The sequence below is a fragment of the Sphingobacterium sp. DR205 genome (assembly GCF_011064245.1).
Lineage (GTDB): Bacteria > Bacteroidota > Bacteroidia > Sphingobacteriales > Sphingobacteriaceae > Sphingobacterium > Sphingobacterium athyrii.
Window position 1 is genome coordinate 5409326 of the sequence record NZ_CP049333.1, and the last position, 18173, is coordinate 5427498.

Annotated in this window: 14 protein-coding genes; 7 read left to right on the forward strand and 7 right to left on the reverse strand. The window is 42.8% G+C overall.

Annotated elements, in window-relative coordinates; translation table 11 throughout:
* Positions 1-202: 202 nt before the first annotated feature.
* Together G6053_RS23215 and G6053_RS23220 are read left to right on the forward strand one after the other, a co-directional pair.
* Positions 203-457 carry a hypothetical protein gene (locus G6053_RS23215; RefSeq protein WP_165308688.1) on the forward strand — a complete coding sequence of 85 codons (255 nt, stop codon included), beginning with the start codon at positions 203-205 and terminating at the stop codon, positions 455-457.
* Positions 396-815, forward strand: a complete 420-nt coding sequence (locus G6053_RS23220; RefSeq protein ID WP_165308689.1) for a hypothetical protein — start codon at positions 396-398, stop codon at positions 813-815. Before G6053_RS23215 ends, G6053_RS23220 begins: the two co-directional genes overlap by 62 nt.
* Before the next feature lie 51 nt (positions 816-866).
* Here G6053_RS23220 and G6053_RS23225 read toward each other — a convergent pair whose 3' ends face one another.
* From G6053_RS23225 to G6053_RS23235, 3 genes are all read right to left on the reverse strand, one after another.
* Positions 867-2105 (reverse strand): hypothetical protein, encoded by a 1239-nt coding sequence (locus G6053_RS23225; protein ID WP_165308690.1) that lies wholly within the window; start codon positions 2103-2105, stop codon positions 867-869.
* Positions 2106-2107: 2 nt separating this feature from the next.
* Positions 2108-3466: a RagB/SusD family nutrient uptake outer membrane protein gene (locus G6053_RS23230; RefSeq protein ID WP_165308691.1), complete on the reverse strand. Its 1359-nt coding sequence runs from the start codon at positions 3464-3466 to the stop codon at positions 2108-2110.
* Between the two features lie 196 nt (positions 3467-3662).
* Positions 3663-6866 (reverse strand): SusC/RagA family TonB-linked outer membrane protein, encoded by a 3204-nt coding sequence (locus G6053_RS23235; protein ID WP_165308692.1) that lies wholly within the window; start codon positions 6864-6866, stop codon positions 3663-3665.
* A 509-nt stretch (positions 6867-7375) separates the two neighbouring features.
* Here G6053_RS23235 and G6053_RS23240 point away from each other — a divergent pair.
* The 5 genes from G6053_RS23240 (at position 7376) to G6053_RS23260 (ending at position 10887) form a co-directional block, all read left to right on the forward strand.
* On the forward strand, positions 7376-7756 hold the full coding sequence (locus G6053_RS23240; RefSeq protein WP_165308693.1) for a helix-turn-helix transcriptional regulator: 381 nt from the start codon (positions 7376-7378) through the stop codon (positions 7754-7756).
* 10 nt (positions 7757-7766) lie between these two features.
* The gene (locus tag G6053_RS23245; RefSeq protein ID WP_165308694.1) at positions 7767-8177 is read left to right on the forward strand and encodes a helix-turn-helix transcriptional regulator; all 411 of its coding nucleotides are present in this window, start codon (positions 7767-7769) and stop codon (positions 8175-8177) included.
* A gap of 10 nt (positions 8178-8187) precedes the next feature.
* Complete coding sequence (locus G6053_RS23250) at positions 8188-9576, forward strand: Fic family protein (protein ID WP_165308695.1); 1389 nt, start codon at positions 8188-8190, stop codon at positions 9574-9576.
* A gap of 256 nt (positions 9577-9832) precedes the next feature.
* Complete coding sequence (locus G6053_RS23255; protein WP_165308696.1) at positions 9833-10123, forward strand: hypothetical protein; 291 nt, start codon at positions 9833-9835, stop codon at positions 10121-10123.
* Between the two features lie 359 nt (positions 10124-10482).
* Positions 10483-10887: a hypothetical protein gene (locus tag G6053_RS23260; protein ID WP_206531808.1), complete on the forward strand. Its 405-nt coding sequence runs from the start codon at positions 10483-10485 to the stop codon at positions 10885-10887.
* 104 nt (positions 10888-10991) lie between these two features.
* Here the strand turns inward: G6053_RS23260 and G6053_RS23265 are convergent, their stop codons facing one another.
* Genes G6053_RS23265 through G6053_RS23280 form a run of 4 tightly spaced genes read right to left on the reverse strand, consistent with a single transcriptional unit; the run spans position 10992 to position 17894 of the window.
* Complete coding sequence (locus G6053_RS23265) at positions 10992-11861, reverse strand: endonuclease/exonuclease/phosphatase family protein (RefSeq protein WP_165308697.1); 870 nt, start codon at positions 11859-11861, stop codon at positions 10992-10994.
* A gap of 32 nt (positions 11862-11893) precedes the next feature.
* Positions 11894-12757 carry a metallophosphoesterase gene (locus G6053_RS23270; protein ID WP_165308698.1) on the reverse strand — a complete coding sequence of 288 codons (864 nt, stop codon included), beginning with the start codon at positions 12755-12757 and terminating at the stop codon, positions 11894-11896.
* A gap of 27 nt (positions 12758-12784) precedes the next feature.
* Positions 12785-14596, reverse strand: a complete 1812-nt coding sequence (locus G6053_RS23275; RefSeq protein ID WP_165308699.1) for a RagB/SusD family nutrient uptake outer membrane protein — start codon at positions 14594-14596, stop codon at positions 12785-12787.
* 19 nt (positions 14597-14615) lie between these two features.
* Complete coding sequence (locus G6053_RS23280; RefSeq protein ID WP_241254817.1) at positions 14616-17894, reverse strand: TonB-dependent receptor; 3279 nt, start codon at positions 17892-17894, stop codon at positions 14616-14618.
* Between the last annotated feature and the right edge of the window lie 279 nt (positions 17895-18173).

The following is an 18173-nucleotide window of genomic DNA, read 5'->3' on the forward strand; positions in this document are numbered from 1 at the left end:
CGGCTGATTTGCTTACTAACTTTACTGTAGTTGATCGGGCAGACAATTACGGATGTCTCCTCTCCCATTGGTGATTGGATGATTGATCAACATATAGGCAATTGAGATCAGGTAATGACGGGGCCAGGCACATAAAAAAAGAAATTGAGCACCCTACATATACCTGATATAAGGCCGGAGAAATGAAACAAAAATGATGACAATGATGCAACAACAGTCAAACGGCAAAGGACAGGACAGCAGGTATACCTCAGAGACGCGCCCGATCAGCTCAATGTGGATTGATCCAGAGCGGGGCCATCCAGCAGGGCTGGCAGAGGTAGCCCATGTCATTGCGGGGGATCAATGGATCCTGCCGGGAAGCTGTTGCTGCGCCGGGCCAGTCAGAGACCGACATGGCCGTAGGTTTACCACTTTCCCGCCTGGGCGGTATAGAGAAAATGGTCTGGCAGAATAAGGAGTCCCACCGCCAGACCAGAGCGTCCGCTATGGGCGGACGCGGGGCCAATGTGCTGTCCAACGTTTTGACCGATATGGGACAGCGGCATTGTGATCAGTTCATAAATCTAAAGTTAGAAAATTTAAATCATACAGTTATGGCATGGTTTTCATTAATTGATCCCTCCAATCCTGGGCAACCTTCGAGTTACCAACCGGTGGGATCGCCAAGTTGTTCTGGAAATAATCAGATCTGTGCACTTCAGGCAGATAATGACGGTAGTGGTCATCCTGAAATCACGGAAGATCTGAGAAATGAGATGCTTACAGCGCTCAACACCAGAACTTCTTCTACAAACGTTCAGTTGAAATCTTAATGGGATCATCCATTAAGTAATTAAAGGGGCCACGCGTGGCCCCTTCTGTGTCTATGGTCTTTCCTCCATTAAAAAAACAGTTGTTTCCCTATCCTCAGCAACCAGCTGAAGACCACTCTGCCTGAGCATATTATTTAAAGACTCGAATGAATCCCATTTTCCGGCATGCATCTTCCTATTTTTATCCACCTCATTTATTAGCGGTGGAATAGCTACATTTAAGTCTGCCATAAAAGCAAAATCAGACACAAAAGAACGCATCTGTGCAGTATCTACGGTGGCTGGCTCCCCTTCCCTGATCACCCAGACCGGCATCTTTTGTTTTACAAAACTGGTCCGGACATTGTACCAGCTGTCCAGATCCTGTACAATGGCCATCATGCGATCAGCAGATCTGTCAGTTAAACGGGCCGTTCGCTCATAGGAAATACTATTTTTAATTTTCCAGTCCTCTTCGAAAAGTTCAACATCCGGATTGTGGATAAAACGATCCTTATCGCGGACCATCAGCTTTATCCGCGAAGGCTTCATAAAGGGTAATTTCTGCATTTTTCCATAACAATAGAAATAAAACGGCAGTGCCGTGACATTGACCGCGTAATCACGGATAGTCCCATCCGAAGAATCCACCTGCACGCCAAATTTTGTATCAGCATCCTCCAGGTAGCCTATGATACCTGAATATGATCTGGTACTGTCTGTATATCTGGGCAGGAGCGGTATCGTATAATCAAATTCCAGATAATCGTTTTTTATGGGAAGATCAATAGTTTTATTGTTCAGCAGTTCCTCAATAACCTTTTCATTGAGATACTCGCCATAGGTGACCGCAGCTACTTTCCCCTTATACAACCAGACCAGATGGGGCACCGTACGATGCGGGAACATCCGGTTGAAAACCGTATCGTCCACAACAAAATCCAATGATAAATTGTCAGGGGTTCCAGAACGTTTTAACGCTTCGGTCATAATCTGCCTGCTTTCATAGGCCACGGGAATAATTTTCAATTGCCCGGAATAAGACTCCTGAAGTTTTTTAATTTTAGGGATGGATGCCAGACAATTCGTACAGGTACTTGTCATAAAATCCAGGACAACAAGGTCTTTTTTATACGCGGACAATTTCTGCCCCTGTCTGCCATTCAGCAGTGTCCCTATATGCAGATCCTCCACAGCCTGACCTATTTTTGGCAGATCCATTTCCTCAACGGCTTTATGCTGGGCCACTGCTGTCCTTACAGAACAATAGACGACCATCACCATACACATCAATTTATATATACCTTTCATAACTATCTTTTTGTTTGTTGTAGGGTTGAGTTTTCTAAAACAGCAAGCGGAATCAGCATCGTGTACCTCGCATCATTTGGAGGCAATACATATTCCTTATTTTCTATATTTCGATAGAGAGCCTGCGTGGTCGAAGGATCCAGATTGAGGCGCTTCAGATCCGACCAGCGACGCTGCCTCATGATCAGCTCTTTCCTACGCTCCATTAAAATGATATTCAGCAATTTTTGAGGATCTTTCTCGGTAATGGGGGTAAACTGCGACTTGACCCAGCGGGACCTGCGGAGCATATTGAGATCCATTAAAGCGGAATCGACCTTTCCCGTCCTCAGGTAACTTTCGGCACGCGAGATCAGTATTTCATCTACCGCCAGGCCACTGAAAGGGGCCTGATTGAGCTGACCGTCATAGTTTCCTTTGTAGGAATAGGTTCCGTCGGCATTTTTAATAAAGAAAACCGCTTTCCGCAGATCGGCATCGTCGTATTTTTCCATCAGTGTACTGTCCACCTTCCATCGTGTCCGGGTATACGTGGCACTCCCTACAGCGATAGCCTGAAAAACCACCTCTTTATTGAATCTTGCTATGGGGTTGTTGCTTGCGGCGTTGAGCGTTTCAAAATCCAGCAGGTCCGGTTTTTCCCGGAGACAGGCGTTGGCATATTGCACAGCTCTTGGATAATCCTGCAGGTAAAGATAGATTCGCGCCAACAAAGCATTGGCGGCAACCTTGGTCGGGGTAGAAGGCACATTTCCAGTAGGTGGCAACAATATTGCTGCGTCATTCGCGTCCTGCAATAGCTGCTGATAGAATTCGCCTATGGTCGACCGTTCTACCCTATCCTCGATATTTGGCGTTTTCCGGTACGGAATAGCTTCGCTGTCTTTATTGGTACCGTTGGTTAACGGTATCGGCACAAATAATTCGCCCAGTGAAAAATGCGCGTAGGCCCGAAAGAAAAGTGCTTCACCTTTTAATGTTCTAGACTGCTGGGTTTCATCCAACGTTTTCAACACATCCAGCACCTGGTTGGCCACATATACTTTTTTATACTGTGCGGACCACTGGGTAGCTGGCGGGGTAATGTCCGTGTTCCAGACAAATAATTCCTTATCCTCAACGATGGAAACAGACTGCCAATTGGAGCTGGTCATCATAAAATTGTCCGATGCCAGTTCGCCTATATATGGATAGCCCTGATTGACTATACTGTAATTATTCAACAGGGCACTGCAGTCTTCTAAGGTCGTAGGTACTGCTTTGCGCAGGTCGGGTTTCATATCGAGGTATTTTGTACAGCCCAAGAATGCTGTAAAAAACAAGATAGACACTGCCGCCCTAAATAGATTTATTTTTTTCATCCTAATAAATTTGTTTATTCATTATTTCATTTTCCCTTTAAGGTATTCATGCTGCCTTCGGCGGTTTCAATTGTGATGAAGCTATCAGATTTATTCATCGAGCGTATATTTTAAGCGGCATTCATGAGCTCGCTTTGCTCGGTTATTCATTCCTCTGTGTGATTGAATAAATCATGATGGTTTCATGATAGCTTCGTTAAAGTGAAATATTTAGTCCCAGGGTATAGATAGCCGGTAAAGGAATTGCCGTACCATAGTCGGAATCTATCCGATATTTTGTTTTCTTCCACAGCATCAGACCTATATTGTCGGCATTTAAAAATAGGGATGCCTGCCTCACCCCCGGTATTTTCCCCTTTAGGTTGTACTCAAGATTGATATCTTTCAGCTTGATAGCGTCACCCCGTTCCACAAGGACATCCGAGGCCTTATAAAAATTCTCCATCGCCAGGTTGAGCGGATACATAAAAGCGGGCACATCAGTGATGCGTTCATCACCCGGTTTTTGCCAGCGTCGGTCATAATCCTCATGCGACATCCAATAGTTTGCGAATGCCAGCGCACTCATCCCTGTGCGTCTGAAGAAAAACTTAAATTTATACTGTAAGGTGAAGGACAGCTTAAAATCAGCTATCTGAACAGTATTTCTCAAAAAACCATTATAGAGCGGTATCGCTGACCCCATAAACCGCACATCATCTATCGACACCGAGGTGAGCTTTGGATAATCCTTACTTACTTCACCACCTAGGTATCCCCGCGGAGCGCCAGTTTCGGGATCAAGGCCAGCAGAGCGATAAGCATAGATGGCATACAGGTCATTGCCGACAATAGGATTGGGCACAATACCGACTTCCATATAGCTTGACACGGAAGTAGACCTATAGTTATATTTTTTTGTAAAGTTCCTATTGAAATTGATGATCCAGTCGGTCGACCATTGGAAGCTGCCGGTTTTTATGTTTACTGATCTGATGGAGGCCTCCAATCCCCTGCTGACAAAGCTGGCGACATTCAGCACCTGATTATCAAATCCAACGGTAGGATCCACATTTGCCCGTGCGACGATATCTTTACCCTCTTTGCGGTACAGATCGATAGCACCGGAAATACACTGGTTGCGGGAAGCAAAGTCGATCCCAAAATTTAGTATTCCCACACGTTCCGCCCGGTATTTGGGATTGGGCGGATTGACCATATACCCATAGGGCAATCCCGTAATGCTGTTTGTACCGCCATATTCCATCGTCGGATAAGCCGAGTAATCATTTACCGCCTTACCGTTATAGCCATAGGTCATCCTTAGCTTCAGGTACGGTAGAAAAGAAATTTTATAAAAAGGCTCCTGCGAAATATCCCAGCTCAGTCCGGATGACCATAGCGGCTGCCATTTGTCATTTGTCGATACACCAAAGAGATTAGAAGCATCCTGCCGGGCACTGGCACTCAGCACATATCTATTTTTGTAGGTCAGCGAAGCATTGGAAAAAACAGATAAAAACCGCTGCCTATATTCCTCGAGCATAGTGCCATTTGGGATAACACCCGATCCGGCGAGTCCACCCAGCAGGGGAAATGTACCAAGAAAGTCGACAGGCTGATAGTTCAGTGTTTCCCTATCGTATCCATACAGTCTATTGCCATCGATCCTGTTCCGAAAATCCTTCAGCTCAGCACCGAGGATGCCGCTGACCCGAAAAAGTTCCCCTTTTCCAAACGATCTGTCGAGCTGCGCATTCACGCGCAGGTTATTGGCATGAACTTTTCCATCCTGCGTGGTATAGATATCCCCCATTGGAATGATGTGTTTTAGTCCCGCAGTGTGGGAATATTGGGAGAATAGGTTAATATAGTGCTGTGTAAAATAGGACTGCAGGCCCTGCCAGTTTGTAACTTTATTTGTTGACTCCTGATATTGGTAGTTCAGCATCAGCTGCAGGTATGCGTTGATCTTAAATTGCCCGCCCAGATTGAGCATGATATCGGTTGTGGTATTTACATTTTCACTGGCCTGCAGTTCGTTCCCCGGATTATATCTTGCAGGGAGCAGCTGCCCATTAAAAAGTGTATCGATAAAAGAACCTTTAAACGTCACTGTTTCCAGGTCTCTAAAATTTCCGTTGTCATCCACTAATCTGATATAAGGGTAATTGGACCTCCCGTCACCGGAATACAGCGCACCATACGCTATTGAAGATTCGCTGCCCAGGTTCTTTGCGCTGCTGCGGCTCAGTACGGTACTCAGATTTAGCTGTAGGCGCTGGGTCGGCCGTGCATTAATGGCGGTGCGAAAGTTATAGCGGTCACCCGAAGAGGACTGCAACGAATTGAGGCTCTTGTTGTATCCTCCGGAAGCTACAAAATCCAGGAGGCGGTTTCCACCTGAAAAATTAACATTGTACTGTTGATTGAATCCCTTGCGGTAGATGTATTTCAGGTAATCCTTTCGGACATCCTGTGCCGAAAAAATAGCTTTCTGCCTGTCGTAGGTATCCTGATCAATTCTGTTCTTTTTCAGCTCATCCAGGAGCTGCACAATTGGGGACATGGTCCGCTCGGGCGCAGCCAGCTGCCAGTCATAAAACCCTTTATCAAAAAGAAACTCTTCCATTTCAATAAAAGACCGGCTGCTCGCATCAGGCCTATAGAACAGGTCCGGCTTTTCGGTCAGCTGTAGGTCAATATTCGCATCGACCTTTGTTGTTCCTGTTGTCGCTCCCTTTTTTGTCGTCAATACAATAACACCGTTACCGGCCATTGACCCCCATATGGAAGCTGCTGCGGCATCTTTTAGGATCGTAACATTTTCGATATCATTAGGGTTGATGTTCATGATATCGCCTTCGTATGGAAAATTGTCCAATACGATCAGAGGACTTGCTTTACCATAGAATGTTGTACGTCCACGCAGGCGCATCTGCTGCATCAGGGTACTTGCCGTGGAGCGTTTATCAAAGATAAATGACGGGGAAAGCCCCTCCAGACGGGATAGGATGTTTGTCGATTTATTGATATTGAACTGTTCTTTACCTATCAGTTCAAAACTTCCTGTCGCTCTTTCTTTAGGAATCTTTTGGTATCCGGTAGAGACGACTTCCACTTCTTCCAGTTGATTTTCTTTAGCCTGTAGTCGGATCTGTAGTGGAGCACCGACTGTATAGGTGGCTTCCAAGGTCTTGTATCCCACATAGGTGAATTTTACTTTACCACTGCGGTTCTTTACATACATGGCAAAAGACCCATCTTTATTGGTAGATGTCTTGAGGTTTTCATCTTCTATACGGACCGATACGCCCTGTATCGGCTTACCATCTATTATCGATACTACAGTACCAGATACTGTTAAAGGCCCATCGGCCCCGCTATCCTTGCGGGGCGTCTGAGCTGATAAACTAAACATAGAAAACATTACAATACTCAAGAAGAGGACTGACAATTTTAAACAGTTCGATTTAGTTTGTTTTAGGCAGGAGCATGGTGTACCAATAGGCAGTTCACTCCCACCCTTGTAAAAATGAGTCATTTTTAAAGGTGTTAATCGGGCTGTGACCTGCTGGATTAGAATCCCTTCGGATACTTACAAATGCATCGCTTTTGCTCCTAAGCCTAGCTTAGGTCACAAATAAATAATAAGGTTAATAAAAAATCGAAGGGCGTTTGATTGGTTAGTTTCCAAGGTATATAGTAGGGTCGTCACGCTCTTTACGATTAAAAAAGTCCTGTGGACTTTTCGCCTCGAGAGCTACTCTGGAGAACGGACTAAATTTTTGTACAGCTGTTTTTTCATTTTTGGTTCCTAATAACACAAAGAAAGCATAAATTAATCTTCGAAAAGAAAAAATTAGGTTGATTTTTATTTGTTTTAGGTTGACTTTTATCTTATATTTGTCTAATAAGCCAGCATAAATCATGGAAAAAACAATCAAAATTGGGCCAAATATAAAATTCATTAGAAACTTAAAAGGTTTTAAACAAGAGGCGGTAGCTCAAGAACTTGGAATCAGCCAAGCCGAGTATTCATTAATAGAAAATTCGAACTTTGTAGACGATCAAATAATTTTTCAAATAGCTCAGATTTTTAATGTTACACCTGATGTGATTAAGGAGTTTAACGAGAATCAAGCTTTCTATAGTATTGAGAACAAAATAGATAATACGGCAATTCATGAAAACGCACATGGAATTCATCAAGTATTTAGTCCAGTTGAAAAGGTTATAGAGCTTTACGAACGATTACTAGCTAGTGAACGTGAGAAAATTGAAATTTTAAAGAATCAAAACAACCTGTAATTGAATCGATATGTCAGAAGTTATAACAAATAAAATAAGTCTCCATAGAGGCAGAAAAATTGAGCGAATAAGAAAATTAAGAGGTTGGACTCAGACTGATTTAGCAACAAAACTAAACATATCGAAACAAGCTGTTTCCAAATTAGAACAAGCAGAAAATATCAGCGATGAAAAACTGACAGAGGTTGCGCATGCACTTGGTGTCACCTTCGAAGGATTGCGTGATTTTACCGAAGAAAAAGTTTTGTACAATACAAATAATTTCTACGAAAATTGCGGTGTGTCAGCGTCCAATATCGCGGCAAACGTTGAAAATATCCATAATCCTTTAAAGGAAACAATTGAAATGTTTGAAAGACAACTTGAAGCAGCACGTACGGATTTATTAGAGCTTGTCAAGCAAAATATAACGAAAAAATAACTTTTCAAATATGGAACCAATAGAGGAAGCTATTTTATTAAAAAATGAATTAGATTCTATTCGACCTCTTTCAAAAGAGCAAGAAGAAATCATTATGCAAAAATTTAGATTGGACTGGAATTATAATTCCAACAATTTAGAGGGTAATTCTTTGACATATGGTGAAACAAAAGCTCTTCTATTGCACGGAATTACAGCACAGGGAAAACCTTTAAAAGACCATTTCGAGATAACAGGACATGATGAAGCAATTAAATGGATTGAAGATCTCGTTAAAGGCGATTTCCCACTTACTGAAAATTTTATCCGTGAATTGCATACACTGCTTTTAAAATCTCCATATGAGGTAAAAGCCATTACACCTGATGGACATCCGACCACACGTAGAATCGCAGTCGGACAATATAAAACAGCACCAAATCACGTTAAAACAAAAACTGGCAAAATTTTCAGGTTTGCAACACCAGAAGAAACACCAGCTAAAATGCATGACCTAATCTCTTGGTATAGGTCAGAAAGCGAGCTGCCAGATTTAAATCCGATTATTCTTGCTGCAGAGTTCCATTACCGCTTCATTAGAATTCACCCTTTTGACGACGGTAATGGACGTACCGCCCGAATAATCATGAATTTTATATTAATGAAATTTGGCTATCCGCCTGTTATAATAAAAACAGAAGACAAGGAGAATTATTTTTCTGCTTTACAGCAGGCTGATGGCGGAGAAATCGAGCCGTTCATTAATTATATTGCAATGAACCTGATCCGTTCATTACAAATAATGATTTCTGGAGCTCAGGGTGAAAATATTGAAGAGGACGACGATGCCTTAAAAGAATTAGCGCTTCTAAAGGCGAGACTTAAGAAAGAAAAAAAGACAAAATCTCCTACATTAGCTTATAGAACAATTAACACCTTTATTAAGGATACCAAACCTTTCTTTGAAGAGACCATAAGCGAAATTTCTGACCTGTTTGCAGAATCTAACACCTCTATTTTTATAGATGAAAAACAGCATAAACAATCATTTGGTGGTGTTTTAGCAAATGCGACGACCTCCTTCGGTCTAAAAGGAATACCTGCTGATCTGGCAGCTAAGCTTACAGGAGAGAAAAGTCTAGAGATTTTTGGAGTAGATCTATATAAAGAAGATATCAGCGAGATTATTTGGCGGACTGAGAATCTTGGACTAAAAGGTGGCAATAATAAAACCAAGCTTATAATAGACCTAAAGTTGGTTTTGGACAACGTCCATCCTATATTAAAGATTACTGTAAACGGACAAAAAGCCATCCAATATATCTTTGATTATGAAACTTCCATTAACACGGAAGTAGTGTCACAATTGCAAAGACAATTACTCCGGAATTTGACCAATGAAATCAAATTAATGATCTAATCTTTTGGTGAAAGAAGTGGTCTAATTGATAAGTGGATTACTAATAAAAAATATATCAGTACATTTTAGTCATTAGCAGAAAATAATACCTTAATTCCAAACCTCTCGAATTCGAGAGGTTTGGAAAATATGTTGGCTTAAATAGCTTTCCAATAACACTAAACGCTGGATAGGAAATAACTTATGAAATTGGTATCGTAATAGAAGGGGTATTAAAATACAAAAAGGATTAATGAAATAAATAATAGAGAATCTAATGACCAAGTCAGAAGTATATAACATTTTAGACCTCCTGGACGAAATCAAAAAAATTGATTCGCTTCTACTTCTTCATAAAAATGCAGAAGATGGGGATTTCATGACCTCTCAATATGAAGCAAAAAAGGTTAAACTTGTTGGCGAGCTTATTGATGCATTAGCTGCCCCTAAAGTACAATCTCCACAAAGCTTTTCTTTGATACAAAAAATTCTTGATAAATTCTATCCCTCAGTTAATTCTCGAGATCCTGAAGATGAATCCTTAAAAGAGATTATCGCAGCTATATAATTTTACTTCCCTCTTATAGTATTTAGATTTTTGCATTATATGTGGCTATGTTTGACAAAATGATGAATTACGTTTATCTAAATCCCGTGGAAAAAAACTGTTAATTACATTGGTCATTTATCACTTCGCGTGACTTCTCTATTCGTTACTCGCATTTTAATAAAATAATAGCCAATTATTCCGTCTAATTTTTTCAAACTGAGAAGAGTAACTTATCAAACCAAAAAGTATGAATAAGAATAAAAAATTAATATTCAGAGGGATGATGCCAATGAGGTCGCTCGTAGAAAATAAGACTGTTAAAAAATTGAAATAGAAAAGTTATGCCTCATTTGTCTTTTTCTTTAGCCGGAAAATCGATGAACATTAAACAAATCTTGTCATTGAAAATAAAATTGGGTAGATTCCTTATCGAAAAAGAAATTTCAGACAGTATAAAACAAAAATTCAGATTTGATTGGACTTACCACTCCTGTGCCCTAGAAGGAAACTCGTTGACATATGGTGAAACAAAAGCTCTTCTATTGCACGGAATTACTGCACAGGGAAAACCTTTAAAAGACCATATCGAGATAACAGGACATGATGAAGCAATTAAATGGATTGAAGAGCTCGTTAAAGGCGGTTTCCCACTTACTGAAAATTTTATCCGTGAATTGCATACACTACTCTTAAAATCTCCATATGAGGTAAAAGCCATTACACCTGATGGACATCCAACCACACGTAGAATCGCAAGCGTTACAAAAATTATAATTCCCTAAAATAATAACTCCGATTTTAACGCCCAAATGCAACATCGATTACGATCCTGTGGCACCTCACAATTTCTTGATAAAAGGAGGTGTCACAGGAAGGTCTCTTGAGGCTACGGTCGTCTCGTATCATCCGGACTAGTCTGCATCCTGAAAGTTACGGTAACTGCACCGTGATCCGAAGGATACACCTCTGAGTGAGTATTGATGACCTCAGCGTCAATAGGACGTAAAGAGCATCCTTTATAAAAAATATAGTCAATGCGATCCTGATGTGCTGCGGGATTAACAGGTGTCCAAGTTATCCCTCTATGTCTTACTGGGTCTGGATGAATCTGGCGGAAGGCATCAACAAAACCATTTTTTTCCATCAACAAAGTTGCCGGAAAAGGTATTACGTAACCGCTATTTAAATGCCGGGTCTCCTGTATCCAGTCCAAATGTGAACCACTATTGAAATCACCACATACAATAACGGGCACATCCTCCGAATTTGAGATGGACGAGCTCAGTTTATGAAGTATTCCGCGCAGGATATCCGTATTTTTCTCACCTTCGAACGCGTGGATCCATTTGGCAGAATCAATTACCTGCCTTTTTTCCAGCATTTCCCAATAATCGAAGGGAAAGTTGAGCCAGTTGCAGGCGACAACAACAGGCTGGCCTTGAACATTGATGGTCACGGCACCACTGTTAAACGGTTCATATGCGTCTAAAGTATCCACGATGGGATACCGGCTCAAGATAGATAGATTCGTGCTACGGAGGTATAGATGATAGCCCAGTTCTTTGGCAATCCGCTCGCCAGACCCATAGGTTTCCTGCATGGCCACAATATCAGCGCCCGAATCCCGGATGACATCCACAACCCGCAGGGGGCCGGCCTCTTCACCCGTTTCCCTTCCGCCGTGCCAGATATTGAAGGTCATTACCTTCAATTGTTGACCTGCTGCCCCATAGAATGACAGGAGCAGCAAGATCATAAAAAGACTTTTTATCATTGAATGAATCATCATTATTTTTTTACTTCCCAGCCATAGTCTTTGTAGGTCCATTTGAAATCTTTGCCGTCTATGTCGACTTTTAGATACCCTTCCTGTGTTCCGTGGAATTCACCGCCCCACCAATTTGCGCTGACTGCCCCCGCAGTAATAAACTGCACACCTTTTACTTTGATTTCTTCATAGAGGTGCTGATGGCCTTGCAGCACAAGTTTGAGGTTGTGTTTGGAAAACATATCAAAAATTTCCTTCTGATTGCTGAAGGTATCTGCGTCCGTATAACGTCCTTCCAGCACGGGATAATACAGGGATAGGAAAGGAACGTGCGTAGAGATCACGATAGGCTGATCTGCAGCTGTGTTTGCAAGCAAGCCAGCCAGCCACTGTTTCTGTTTCTCATCTATGCAGTATTTCCCGTCGCATACCTGTACAGAATTGAGAACGATGAACAACCAGCCCTTGTGCTGAAATGAGTAATAAGTTTCACCGAAATACGAACTGAACAACCCCGTCCCGTAGTTGGTTGAGGGCTTCCCTTCATACCAGAACCTGTCGTGATTGCCGATCGTAAGATACCATTTCAAGGAGGAAGCATCTAGGGTACTCTTATAATCCTTGTATAGTTTGATTGCATCGGTCCTACGTTCAGCCTTCATTCCATCGACGTCCACGTTATCCCCTCCGGAAATAATGAATTCTGCACCTGAGGCTTCCGCAGACCTTATCGCCTGTTTCAGTCCTTCCAGGCTTCGGCTCTTCGGATTACCGTTTACATGCATATCCGTAAGGAATGCAAAAGAGAATTTTTCCTGCGCTGTCAGTTGGAATCCAGCGCTGAGACAGGCAATCAAAATAATTAAAAATTTTATGTATTTCATAGCGTTAAAATATTTGTTTCCTCTATATTATTCCCAGCCAAATATCTGTTTAAGATTCGGATTCAGGTCGTCGCCCGTCTGTGTCCGAGGGATTGGCCGGTAGTAGTATTTCGGCACTGTAAATATCCCGGCATCCTGCACAACCTGAATATTCCCTGAGGTTGCGCTACTGAGAAATAACGACACATCTTGGCCAAAGGTTCCCACGCGGTAATAGATGAACGGGATCCCAAGGCTGTTTTTTTCTTGTTTTGAGGGAATGGATTCAGATGCCGGCAGCAGTATGATGTCCGGAACACCGTCACCATTGAGATCATGTTTGCCCAATCTCGAAAAATAGATTCCCTGCGGCTCCTTTTCTACCAATTTACCAACCTCCCAGCGCATGAGGTCATCATGCCGGAATCCCTCGAATGCTAGTTCCACTCTTCGCTCACGACGTATTTCAAGGATTTCCGCACGTTGCGGTGATGTAATGTTCGGAAACTTGGCTGCCTGTATCCGGTCAACTGGTGGGTTCAGGGTTAGATCGGGTAAACCTGCTCGCTTGCGTAGTTTATTGATCGAAATATCAAGGTCAGATTGTGTCAATTGTCCCAATTCTGCCCGTGCTTCAGCATAAATCAGCAAAATCTCTGCCAGACGGTAGAGTGGGACATCCATGTTATTTCTTTCATCCTGGTTGGTACTGTTATAAAATCCTTTGATCTGGTGGTAACCGGAAAAGTTATTGGCCAACTGCTGTACATAGATACCTGCTCCCCGGGAATACGTACCGCTACGTACCAACACCCACCCCGGATAGGCATAAGTCTGATAAAGTCTTGGATCCCTATTCTCAAACTCTTTTAAAAATTCGAATGTCTGGTAATCCTGTTGATTACTATAATACGTCCCATCTTTCATGAGATAACTCTGCAACATATCCTTTACCGGATTATACTCATAATTACCAAAGACACCTTCTCCCGAATCGCCGTTCAAAAGGTTTGCTTGGTAATATCTTGCAAAGATAACCTCTTTGTTCACCCCGAGGTTCGGATTAGCGAAAAGACTACCATAGTCTTCCATGGGCTTGCCGGTATTATGTATGGTAAAAGGTCCCTTTTCTATGATATCCAGGGCTAGCTTAGCCGCTCTCGCGAGTAGATCCTTCGCACTACCGGCGAGGTTAAGTTCAGGATGGTATTTGCGGAACGTTCCTTCGTAGAGTAGGAAACGGGCGAAATCAGCCTTTGCGAGCCAACGGGTCACCGATCCTTCAGCAGCTGATTCGTCGATATTGTTGATGGCAAATTCATAATCTTCGAGTATCTTGCCCACCACCATATCACGTGTATCACGACGCGCAAAAAGAATATCTTTATCCTCTGGTGTCACCACCCGGTCTACCCATGGTACATCTGAGTAGCGTTTCACTTTGACCACATAAGCCCTTGCCCTAAAAAACCGTCCCAGGCCTTCGAAATGTTTCAGTCGGTCTTCTGAAAGCTTAGCCTGACGGAAGTGCTGCAGAAAGAAGTTGCAGTTCCGGACCTGTTCCCAGGTCCAGCCACTTGTTAGCGTTGCGGAAGTCGGACTGGAAATCATCATCGTTTTTAATTCGGTATTTCCTGTAGTCCAAGCATTGTCAGTTGCTGCATCTGCGGTATAAATGCCTGTTGAAGGGAAGTCATACAACTTATAGATGGCCATGTTCAAATCACCTTCATTGTTAAAAAAACTTCCAGCACCAATGTCGGTCTCAGGAAACTTTTCCAAAAAAGCATCGTTACATGCCGAGGAAAGTACTATTATGGCTATTATGATAAAATAGTTGGCAAATCTTTTTCTTTTCATGATCTTGCAATTGATGAAATTAAAATATTAGGTTTATACCGAAAGAATAGCTCCGTTGGAACGGATATGTCATCCCGTTACCTGTACGTCCTACCGCCTTGGTTGGATCAGCATTGATATTGGCATTTGTTGTTTCGGGATCGAAGAACTTTTTCAATTCAGAGAACTCAAGTACGTTCTCCCCTGTTGCAAATACTCTCAGTTTTGCTATTCCGGCTTTTTTTGTCCAATCGCTGGGAAAGGTATAGCCCACAGTCAAGTTTTTAAGACGCAGGTAGGATGCATTTAGCAGATGTGCTGTCTGGGGAATTGCAGTTCCCATGGCGTTATCTATCCTGGTACCTAAGTTGGCATCTGCGAGCCATCCCTGCAGGTGGGGAAAACGTGCGTCCAGATTTTTGTCTGCCAGCCCCGCATCCAGATAGGCTTGTGAATGGCGTGCCCGCTCTTCTGGGGTTTCATCTCTTCCTCTGTAGAAATCAAGCAAATGTGCATACATATTACCATAGGGCTGTTGGAAATTCCCCCAATACAGGTAATCAACGGGATAATAATCGCGCTTAGCAATACCCTGCCAAAACATTCTGAAATCAATATTTTTCCAACCCATGTTGACATCCAGCCCGAACTGGTAGCGGGGGGATGAGTTTCCGATGATGGAAAGATCTTTTGTGTCACCCAAGGTATAGCCTTTCTCAATAGCGTGGTTACCGTCCAGATCTCTGTATTTTGGCCAGCCTGGAACTATTTCCAAAGCACCCCAGGGAATAATGGATTTCTGATCCAATTGAGCGATCTCCTCTGTGGATTTAAACAGCCCATCACTCTGCAAGCCCCATATCTCACCTAACTGCATTCCCTTGTAATATTGAAGGATGCTGTTATTTGGGTTGTCAAACCTTGTGATCTCGCTGCGCGAATCAGAAAGGATAAAGCGTGTTTCCAAGTTGAACGGACTACCCCCCACAATATATTTGTCACGGTAGCCGAGGGAAAGTTCCCATCCTTTTGTTTTCAGATCCGCAGCATTCTCATTGGGTTCCTTAGCTCCGATTATTGCCGGGAGTTGTTTACCAAGGGTCAACATATCTTTTGTATTTCTTGTGTAGATATCAAACACGGCCGTAAATTTATCCTGAAGGAATCCGATGTCTACGCCAAAATTCAGCGTGTTCACCACTTCCCATGAATAGTTTGTAGAGACCAATGACGGTGGTGAGATATGGGAAGGTCGTGCTCCACCGATTAGATAATCTGACAAGGACGTCGTCATAAACGGAATGTAGCCGTAATTGGATACATTCTGATTTCCCAATGAGCCGTAAGAAGCTCGTAACTTCAAGTTGCTCACAGTACTTCTGATCGGCTCCATGAAACGTTCCTGATCCATCCGCCACGCTACCGACCCAGAAGGAAAAAAGCCGAAGCGTTTATCTTTTGGGAACCGGGAGGAACCGTCGTATCGGCCATTGAATTCCATGATGTATCGGTTATCGTAAATATAATTGAGACGATAGAATGCTCCGCGGAGGGCATATGTCTCGATGTTCTCATCGCCTGTGGCATTACCGGTAGCTAATTTTATGGTTGGGAACGAACTGGATATGAGTCCGGTCCTGCTGACTTCAAAGTCTTCCTTACGGAAGCTTTCCTGGTTAAAACCGACGATGGCGGATAAAGAATGTTTCCCAATATCTTTATTTAATGTACCATAGATATTGAAAACCTTGTAATGGTCGAATACACTGCCACGTGTTGCAGCGTTGTCGCCCTCTTCGCGAATGTCATTCGGACCATATCCGATAAGGTACTTTGTCCGGTATGAATTGTAATTCTCACTCGTACGTCGGTATGTATAGTCTGCGTTAATCCGGAGAAGCTTTTGCCAGAAAGAAAGCTCCGCAGTGAACTGGGTCTGGAAAATCTCCTGTTTGTTGGTCGTTTTACCACCATCCACGATGCCGGCTGCTGCTTTGCCCACGCTTGTATTTGCCCAGGTGCCATCCGGGTTGATATTGTAGTCCGTAGGAAAATAGTTATAGATATCAAAAACGTTCAGTCGTGTTGGATATTTGCGCTGTGCATTTGACATCGATGTATTGTTCCCAACCTTCAACCAATTGGTCAGGTCGTAATCTATCTTTGACCGTAGGCTGTACCTGTCATAGAAATCCTCGGCTAATGTCAGCGGGCTGTTCTGACGGTTGTAACCGCCAGATAGGTAATAGCGAGCCTTATTGTTTTCACTAACCCCACTGATCGCAAGATCATGGTTTGTCGTAAAATTGAAGTCGTCAAGAAAATAACGGGTCCAGTCCCTGTTACCCATATATTCCCATTCTCCGGGAGCTGTAGGGTTGATCCTTACACCAGCAATTGAGGGATCATCGGAACGTTCCCTTGCATACTGGTAGAACTGGTCACTGTATTTCACGTTTTTCCATGGTGTGTTGTCAGTGGAGGTCTGCAACAACCTTGAAAAAATATACGGATCTGTTATCTTATCGGCCATTACGGTCGGCGTATTCCAGGTAAAATTATTTGAATAACTAACTGAGGCCCCCGAAACCGAACCGTTCTTAGTAGTTATCAGAATGACACCAAATGCTGCCCTGGCACCATATATAGCTGCTGCAGAAGCATCTTTGATAACGGAAATATTCTCTATATCCTGGGGCGCGATCAGGTTCAGCTCTGCTGAGCTGGTCTGTACTCCGTCGATCAAAATCAATGGAGCTCCGCCGTTGATGGAAGTAATACCCCGGATATTAATATCTGCCGCAGCACCCGGTGCACCCGAATTGAATCTTATATTCAGATTTGGGACCAATCCCTGCAGGCCTTGTGCAACATTGGAAATCGGCCTCCCCGACAATACTTTGGAACTGACCTGGTCTACGGCCCCCGACAGATTCACTTTCTTTTGAGTGCCATAACCAACAACAACGACTTCTTCCAGGTTCCCTGAGTCGAATTCCAAAACTATATCCAATTGCCGTTGACCGGTGTACCCTACCTCTTTCTCCTTATAGCCTACCATACTAAACACCAATGTCATACCGGCGTTCAGACCTTCCAGTGTATACCGCCCGTCAGCGTCCGTCGCCGCCGCTGACGATCCCCCTTGCACAGCGACTGTTGCTCCAGCTAATACCTGACCTGACGGGTCTGTTACCTTCCCCACTAAGCGATTTTGCGCCATGGCGTTGAGACACATTACCTGTATCAAGGTGAATGTCATACCCATGCAAACTCTGATAAGCCAGCATCGAATTTTACTTTGTTGTATTCTTTTCATAATTTCATTTTGGATTTTTCAGAATATATTGTTTGAACGTTTATTCAATTTACAATATTAGGATCCCCTCATGAACTTAATTTAAATGGAGTGTTATGAATTCATTAAACGCAGTGCGCGTTTAAGAATTTACAATTCGAAAAGTCAGATTATGAGCCATATTTGCAGATAGGCAAATCACAAAACAAGAAATCAATAACTTGAATAAGCTAGGTAAAACCCTATCCTAAAGAGAAAAAATCAAATAAAGTTCACCAAGTTTCTTATACGAAAATGTAT